Consider the following 7,701-nt stretch of genomic DNA (forward strand, 5'->3'; position numbering starts at 1 on the left):
AGCACATGCAGCTCAACAACACCGATCCCTGGACCGAGGTCGATGGCGAGCGCTCCAGCGTCAAGACCAAGCATCCGACCCTGTCGGACCCGAAGGTGCGCGAGGCGATCAACCTCCTGATCGACCGCGACTCGATCCAGAAGTTCATCTATGGCCGCGGCGGCATCGCCACGGCGAGCTTCGTGAACCAGCCGGCCAAGTTCAAGTCGCCCAAGCTCAAATACGAATTCAACATCGACAAGGCGAACAAGATCCTCGACGACGCCGGCTACAAGCGCGGGTCCGACGGCATCCGCGAGAAGGACGGCAAGAAGCTCAAATACGTCTACCAGACCTCGATCAACGCGCCGCGCCAGAAGACGCAGCAGATCATCAAGCAGGCCTGCCAGCGCGCCGGTATCGACCTCGAGCTGAAGTCGGTCACCGCCTCGGTGTTCTTCTCCTCCGACGTGGCCAACCCCGACACCTACACCAAGCTCTATGTCGACATGGAGATGTACACGACCACGCAGCCGCAGCCCGATCCGGAGCGCTTCCTGAACCAGTTCGTGTCCTGGGAGATCGCCAACAAGGAGAACAAGTGGCTCGGCCGCAACGTCTCGCGCTACTCCGACCCGGCGGCGGACGAAGCCTACCGGGCCGCCCAGAAGGAGCTCGACCCCGACAAGCGCGCCGCGCTGCTGATCAAGGTCAACGAGATCTTCTGCGAGGCCCATGTCATCCTGCCGCTGCTCTCGCGCACCCGCGTCGCCGCGGCGGCGACGGCGCTGATGCATGACCACAGCGGCTGGGACGTCGACAGCTGGAACATCGCGGCCTGGTACCGGGCCTGATCCTGCCGGGAGCAGGCCCCCGGCGCGGCGCAGACCGCACCGGGGGCCTGCTCCCTCTTCATTTGGAACGCAAGGCGTGCCGCCGCCCTCACCGGGACGTGCGGCACTCGTCCATGGCGGCACAAGACCGCACACGAAAAGAGTTTGTTTAGATGGGCGCTTATCTGCTGAGGCGACTGCTGATCGCCATACCGAGCCTGCTCGGCATCAGCCTCATCCTGTTCACCGTGCTCGCCCTGGCGCCGGGCGATCCGTTCTCTGAAATGGCGACCAATCCCAACGTGCCGCCGGAGGTCCGCGAGGCCTTGCGCGCCAGCTTCGGCCTCAACGACCCGATCCTGGTGCGCTATCTGCGCTGGCTGTCGAACATGGTGCAGGGCGACTGGGGCTTCTCCTTCGCCAGCCGCATCAATGTCGACACGCTGATCATGCAGCGCGTTCCGACCACGCTCTTCGTCGTCGGCTCGTCGCAGATCCTCGCCCTGCTGATCGCGCTGCCGGTCGGCATCTATGCCGCGACGCGGCCCTATTCGGTGTTCGACCAGATCGCCAACACGCTCGCCTTCGTCGGCTTCTCGCTGCCGACCTTCTTCACCGGCCTGCTGCTGATCCTGATCTTCTCGGTGACGCTCGACTGGTTCCCCTTCGTCTACCGCTCCGACATCGCGGCGACCGGCGGGCGCTGGTACTGGGAGATGTTCCGCCAGGCGATCATGCCGATCACCGTGCTCGGCCTGTTCCAGGCGGCGTCCTACACGCGCTATGTGCGCTCGGCCGTGCTCGACGTGATCCGCCTCGACTATGTCACCACGGCGCGCGCCAAGGGCCTCAGCGGCAAGACCGTGACGCTGCGCCACGTCACGCGCAACGCGCTGATCCCGGTCGTCACGCTCGTCGCCCTGCAGATGCCGGCGGTGTTCGGCGGCGCCATCGTCACCGAGCAGATCTTCCGGATTCCCGGCATCGGCTCGCTCCTCATCGACGCGATTCTGGCCAACGCCACGCCGGTCATCATGGCCGTGACCTTCGTCTTCGCCTGCCTCGTCGTCCTGTTCAATCTCATCGCGGATATCCTTTATGGCTGGCTCGACCCTCGCATCTCCTTCAGCTGAGCCGGTGTCCGGCCCGGCTCCGACGAGCGCCGCGACCTCGCCCGGGCGCGAGACGTGGAAGCGCTTCCGCCGCCACAAGCTGGCGATGGCGAGCAGCTTCGTGCTCGGCACCATGATCCTCGGCGTCATCATCGGCCCCTGGATCTGGCCGGTGCCGATCAACGAGATCGACTTCTCGGCGCAATTGCAGACACCGTCCTGGAAGCATCCGTTCGGCACGGACGACCTCGGCCAGGACCTGCTGGCGCGCATGATCTATGGCGGGCGGATCTCGCTCGCGGTGGGCCTCGCCGCGATGGTCGTGGCAACCTTCGTCGGCATCCTGATCGGCGCGATCGCCGGCATGTCGCGCGGCTATGTCGACAACTTCCTGATGTGGGTGACCGACCTGTTCCTCTCCCTGCCGCAGCTGCCGCTCCTGCTGCTGGTGATCTACTTCTTCCGGGAGCAGCTCAAGGCGGTGTTCGGCGTCGAGGGCGGTGTCTTCATCCTCATCGTCGTCGTCATCGGCGGGCTGAAATGGATGCCGGTGGCACGACTTGTGCGTGCCCAGTTCATGTCGTTGCGCGAGAAGGAGTTCGTCGAGGCCGCGCGGGCGCATGGCGCCACCAAGTTCCGGCAGATGGTCCACCATATTCTCCCGAACGCAATCGGCCCGGTGATCGTGGCCGCCACGATCGAGGTGTCCTCGGCGATCATCGCCGAATCGACGCTCTCCTTCCTGGGCCTCGGCTTCCCGCCGGACATCCCGACCTGGGGGCGTCTGCTGTTCGATGCGAAGGACCATCTCGATTCGGCGCCGCACTGGGCGCTGTTCCCGGGGGCGGCGATCTTCCTGACCGTGCTTTCGATCAACTTCATCGGCGACGGACTGCGCGACGCCCTCGACCCGCGCCGCGTCATCTGACCCACAACACCCGGAAGGCATCCGCATGACCACACCCATCCTGTCCGTCAGCAACCTCAGCACCTCCTTCCGGGTCGAGGGTGCCTGGAAGCAGGTCGTCCGCAACGTCTCCTTCGACATCGCGCCGAAGGAGACTGTCGCGGTCGTCGGCGAGTCGGGCTCGGGCAAGAGCGTGACGGCGCTGTCGATCATGCGGCTGACGCCGCAGGGCTCGAGCAAGATCGAGGGCTCGATCAAGCTCGCCGGCCAGGAACTGCTGACGCTGCCGGAGCCGCAGATGCGCCGCATCCGCGGCAACGACGTCGCGATGATCTTCCAGGAGCCGATGACCTCGCTCAACCCGGTGCTGACGATCGGCTTCCAGATCGCGGAAGCACTGATCCTGCATCGCGGCATGTCGCGCTCGGAGGCCGAGGCCGAGACGGTGCGCCTGCTGGAGAAGGTGCGCATCCCCGCGGCGAAGTCGCGCTTCCACGAATATCCGCACCGCTTCTCGGGCGGCATGCGCCAGCGCGTGATGATCGCCATGGCGCTGGCCTGCAAGCCGAAGCTGCTGATCGCCGACGAGCCGACGACCGCCCTCGACGTGACCATCCAGGCGCAGATCCTGCAGCTGATCAAGCTGCTGCAGGAGGAGGAGGGCATGTCCGTGCTCTTCATCACCCACGACATGGGCGTGGTCGCCGAAATCGCCGACCGCACGGTCGTGATGTATAATGGCCAGGCGGTCGAAACCGGCGCGACCGAGGACATCTTCGCCCGCGCCAAGCACCCCTATACGCGCTCGCTGCTCTCGGCCGTGCCGAAGCTCGGCTCGATGGAGGGCCGCTCGCGGCCGATGCGCTTCCCGGTCGTGGACCGCGCCACGGGCGAGTCCGATATCCCCGAGGAAACGCCCGATACGGTCAAGAGCGCCGAGCGGCCGGTCCTCGAGGTCTCGAACCTCACCACCCGCTTCGAAATCCGCTCCGGGCTGCTCTCCTCGATTACCGGCCGCGTCCATGCGGTCGAGAACGTCTCCTTCAGCGTCCAGGCCGGCGAGACGCTGGCGCTGGTCGGTGAATCCGGTTGCGGCAAATCCACGACCGGCCGCTCGGTGATGCGCCTGATCGAGCCGCAGGCGGGTTCGGTGCTGCTCGACGGCGTCGACGTGCTGAAGCTCAACCAGACCGATCTGCGCGAGCAGCGCAAGCGGATGCAGATGATCTTCCAGGATCCCTTCGCCTCGCTGAACCCGCGCATGAATGTCGGCGCAGCGATCGCCGAGCCGCTGCTGATCAACAAGCTCGCGACCCGCACCGAGGCGCGCGACCAGATCGCCGAGCTCTTGCGCCGCGTCGGCCTGCAGCCCGACATGGCCAGCCGCTTCCCGCACGAGTTCTCGGGCGGCCAGCGCCAGCGCATCTGCATCGCGCGCGCGCTCGCGGTCGAGCCGCGGCTGATCGTGGCGGACGAGGCCGTCTCGGCGCTCGACGTCTCGGTCAAGGCACAGGTGGTCAACCTGATGCTGGAGCTGCAGGCCCGGATGGGGCTGGCCTATCTCTTCATCTCGCACGACATGGCGGTGGTGGAGCGCGTCAGCCATCGCGTCGCCGTGATGTATCTCGGCGAGATCGTCGAGATCGGCCCGCGCGAGGCGATCTTCGGCAATCCGCAGCACCCCTACACCAAGCGCCTGCTGGCGGCGGTGCCGATCGCCGATCCGACGCGGCGCCACGAGAAGAACCCGCCCTCCAACGACGAGATCAAGAGCCCGGTGCGGGCGCCGGACTTCGTCCCGCCGATCCGCCAGTTCCGCGAGGTCTCGCCGGGCCACGCCGTGATGATCTGGGGCGAGGAGTGGGAGAAGAAGACGATCGAGGCCGTCGCGGCCTGATCCGGGACGCACGGCACGCCCCTTGCGGGGTCAGCATCGGAATGGGGCGGGCGCAGAACGCGCCTGCCCCTTTTTCGTTGCGCATCGGCTGTGGAATGGCCTCGGAACCACGTCGTCGTTCCGGGCTTGACCCGGGACCCATTCCGGAACGCTTCCGATCAGGGCTCAGGCATGGATCCCGGATCTCCGCTTCGCTCCGTCCGGGATGACCCGCGCTTCAGTCAGAATGCGATATGCTGCGGCATCGGCAGGCGCTGCCGAAAGCGCGGCCTCACCCGCACGCCTCACGCTCTCGGCAGATCCGGCACGCGATAGGCCGTGGTCGACTTGATCCGCTCCATGGCGAAGCGGGAGGTCACGTTCTTGAGCGGGATCGTCTCGATCAGCTTCTTGTAGAACATGTCATAGGCGGCCATGTCGGCGACGACGACGCGCAGCATGTAGTCGACATCACCCGCCATCCTGTAGAACTCCATGACCTCGGGCATGGCAGAGACCATCTGCGCGAATTTTTCCAGCCAGGGGCCGGAATGGTCCGCGGTCTCGATCTGGACGAAGACGGTCAGCCCCAGCCCGATCTTCTCCGGCGATACCAGGGCGACGCGCTTGAGGATGACGCCTGACTGCTCCAGTTTCTGGATCCGTTTCCAGCACGGCGTCTGCGAGAGCCCGACGCGATCGGCCAATTCGGCGATCGAGATGTTGGCGTCCCCCTGCAGCACCGTCAGGATTTTCCGGTCGATCGCGTCCATTCTCTGAAATCCGCTCAAAAGAGAAAATAAGCATACACAGACGGACATTCGTAGTTTATTTTTCTTTTTGATCCCCGTCTCTTGCATTCTGATAGAAAATCCTTTTCTCAATCTGTCAATAGCACCCCGTCAGGTGCCGTCGTGGCAAAGGATTTCATCGATGGATCGCCGTCAGTTTCTGCTTGCCGGCTCTTCGCTTCTCGCCGCCGCGCCGTTCGCCGGCGCCCAGGCGCAGGCCCCTGTCGCGGCGCGCATCGGCTATATCCCGATCATCGGCACGGCCCCGGTCTTCGTCGCCCATGGCGAGGGCTGGTTGAAGGAGGCCGGGATCAATCCGACCTTCACCGTCTTCGAATCCGGCCCCAACATGATCCAGGCCTTCGCTTCGGGCACGATCGACTTCTATGTCGCCGGTATCGCGCCGCTGGCCGTGGCGCGCTCGCGCGGCGTCGATGTCCGCGTCGTCGCCGCGACCGCCATTGCCGAGAACGTCTTCGTCGCGGCGCCTGCGCTCGCGAAGTTCTTCACGCCTGGCACGACACCGGCGGCCGCTTTCAAGGCGCACAAGGCCTCGACCGGCAAGGCGGCTCGTCTCGCGACCCAGCCTGCCGGCTCAGTGCCCAACACCGTCCTGCAATACTGGCTCTGGGAAGTCGCCAAGGCGGAGAAGAGCGATATCGAGGTCGTGCCGATGGGCATCGACGCGACGCAGCAGGCGGTGCTTGCCGGCGCGGTCGAGGGCGGCATCGTGCGCGAGCCGGCGCTGACCATCGTTCAGACCCGCAACCCCGGCATCAAGCTGATCGCGGGCGGGCAGGAGCTGTTTCCCGGCCAGCCCGGCACGGTCGTCGCGGGCTCTGGCGCCTTTGTGACGAAGAATCCGGAGGCCGTGCAGAAGCTGGTCAACAGCCTGGTGCGTGCCGCCGATCTGATCGCCAAGGACCCGGACAAGGCCGCGCCTCATGTCGGTGCCGCGCTCGGCAAGGGCATCGTCGATCCCGAACTGATCCGCAAGGCCCTGGTCTCGCCGGCCTCGACCTTCGAAATCGATCCGCGCAAGATCATCGAGCCCTCGCGCGCGATGCAAGCCTACCAGGTCAAGCTCGGTTCGCTGGAGAAGGAACTGCCCTTCGACGGGCTGTTCGAGACCAGCTTCTACGAGAAGGCGGCGAAGGTTGGCGGCTGACGATATTGTGCCGCTTGCAACACGCCGTCATTCCGGACAAGCCGCGAAGCGGCGCAGCTCCGGAATCCATCGTAGGGCTCCGGAGCTTTACGATGGATTCCGGGTCTTCGCTGCGCTACGCCCGGAATGACGGCGTGTGGACCTGATCCATAAAGGTTTGACCTTGCATTCCCTCCGGGCGCCCGCCCTCGCCTGTCTCGGCCTCGTCGCCTTCCTGCTGCTGTGGGAAGCGATCCCGTTCTTCGGGCTGGTCAACCCGGCCTTCCTGCCGGGGCCGAGCGCGCTGCCGCGCGCCTTCCTGGCGGAGATCCGATCCGGCGCCTGGCTGTCGGCGATCCTGGGTTCTCTCGGGCATTACTTCACCGGGCTGATCACCGGCTCGGCGTTGGGCGTGGCGCTGGGCGTGCTGGTCGGAATGTCGCGCCTTGCCGAAGAGGCGACGGCCTGGGTCGTGCGTGTGCTGCGGCCGATCCCGGGCCTCGCCTGGGTGCCCTTCGCGATCATCTGGTTCGGCGTCAACCCGTCGGCCGCCGTCTTCATCATCGCCATCGGCGTGTTCTGGATCGTGTTCTTCGCGGCGCAGGGGGCGATCCGCGGCGTCGACCGCGACCTGATCGAGGTGGCGGACGCCTTCGGCTTCACCTCCTCCTGGCAGCGGCTCACCAAGATCCTGCTGCCGGCCGCGATGCCCGGCATCCTCGTCGGCGTCCGCACGGCGCTCGGCCAGGCCTGGATGGCGGTGGTCGCGGCCGAGATCTTCGGCGTCGCCGGCGTCGGTCAACGCATGATGCAGGCCTCCAGCCTGCTCGCGACCGACATCGTGGTGGTCTACATGCTGACCATGGCCGGGCTCTACGGCTTCCTCGACACCCTGTTCGTCGCCTTCCAGAAATGGGTGCTGCGTTGGAAAGCGTGATCGACAAGACTGCGATCGAGATCCGGGGCCTGTCGCTGACCTTCACCCGCGACGGCGAACAGACCGAGGTGCTGCGCAAGCTCGACCTCTCGGTCGCGCGCGGCGAATTCCTCGCCATC

At 65.9% G+C, this 7,701-nt stretch carries 7 protein-coding genes; 6 read left to right on the forward strand and 1 reads right to left on the reverse strand.

The annotated features are described in order from the left end of the window. The 4 genes from Q8M82_RS08710 to Q8M82_RS08725 all read left to right on the forward strand — a co-directional run. A partial coding sequence (locus tag Q8M82_RS08710; RefSeq protein WP_305690972.1) for an ABC transporter substrate-binding protein occupies window positions 1-833 on the forward strand: 833 nt, incomplete at its 5' end. A 152-nt stretch (window positions 834-985) separates the two neighbouring features. Continuing rightward, complete coding sequence (locus Q8M82_RS08715) at window positions 986-1,945, forward strand: ABC transporter permease (RefSeq protein WP_305690973.1); 960 nt, start codon at window positions 986-988, stop codon at window positions 1,943-1,945. Next, on the forward strand, window positions 1,911-2,852 hold the full coding sequence (locus Q8M82_RS08720; RefSeq protein WP_305690974.1) for an ABC transporter permease: 942 nt from the start codon (window positions 1,911-1,913) through the stop codon (window positions 2,850-2,852). Before Q8M82_RS08715 ends, Q8M82_RS08720 begins: the two co-directional genes overlap by 35 nt. A gap of 25 nt (window positions 2,853-2,877) precedes the next feature. After that, complete coding sequence (locus Q8M82_RS08725; RefSeq protein ID WP_305690975.1) at window positions 2,878-4,728, forward strand: ABC transporter ATP-binding protein; 1,851 nt, start codon at window positions 2,878-2,880, stop codon at window positions 4,726-4,728. 284 nt (window positions 4,729-5,012) lie between these two features. On the opposite strand, the gene Q8M82_RS08730 is transcribed toward Q8M82_RS08725, so the two are convergent. Beyond that, the gene (locus Q8M82_RS08730; RefSeq protein ID WP_305690976.1) at window positions 5,013-5,528 is read right to left on the reverse strand and encodes an Lrp/AsnC family transcriptional regulator; all 516 of its coding nucleotides are present in this window, start codon (window positions 5,526-5,528) and stop codon (window positions 5,013-5,015) included. A gap of 112 nt (window positions 5,529-5,640) precedes the next feature. Between Q8M82_RS08730 and Q8M82_RS08735 the strand changes: the two genes are divergently transcribed. Together Q8M82_RS08735 and Q8M82_RS08740 are read left to right on the forward strand one after the other, a co-directional pair. Beyond that, window positions 5,641-6,666, forward strand: a complete 1,026-nt coding sequence (locus Q8M82_RS08735) for an ABC transporter substrate-binding protein (RefSeq protein WP_305690977.1) — start codon at window positions 5,641-5,643, stop codon at window positions 6,664-6,666. 163 nt (window positions 6,667-6,829) lie between these two features. Next, a complete protein-coding gene (locus Q8M82_RS08740) occupies window positions 6,830-7,582 on the forward strand; it encodes an ABC transporter permease (protein ID WP_305690978.1) in 753 nt (250 codons plus the stop codon). Window positions 7,583-7,701 lie beyond the last annotated feature (119 nt).

The organism is Allobosea sp. (assembly GCF_030694325.1).
Lineage (GTDB): Bacteria > Pseudomonadota > Alphaproteobacteria > Rhizobiales > Beijerinckiaceae > Allobosea.

Excerpts from the sequence above, each read along its gene's own strand:
- Q8M82_RS08715 (WP_305690973.1), top strand. The coding sequence starts at position 986 with ATGGGCGCTTATCTGCTGAGGCGACTGCTGATCGCCATACCGAGCCTG.
- Q8M82_RS08720 (WP_305690974.1), top strand. The coding sequence starts at position 1,911 with ATGGCTGGCTCGACCCTCGCATCTCCTTCAGCTGAGCCGGTGTCCGGC.
- Q8M82_RS08725 (WP_305690975.1), top strand. The coding sequence starts at position 2,878 with ATGACCACACCCATCCTGTCCGTCAGCAACCTCAGCACCTCCTTCCGG.
- Q8M82_RS08730 (WP_305690976.1), bottom strand. The coding sequence starts at position 5,528 with ATGTCCGTCTGTGTATGCTTATTTTCTCTTTTGAGCGGATTTCAGAGA.
- Q8M82_RS08735 (WP_305690977.1), top strand. The coding sequence starts at position 5,641 with ATGGATCGCCGTCAGTTTCTGCTTGCCGGCTCTTCGCTTCTCGCCGCC.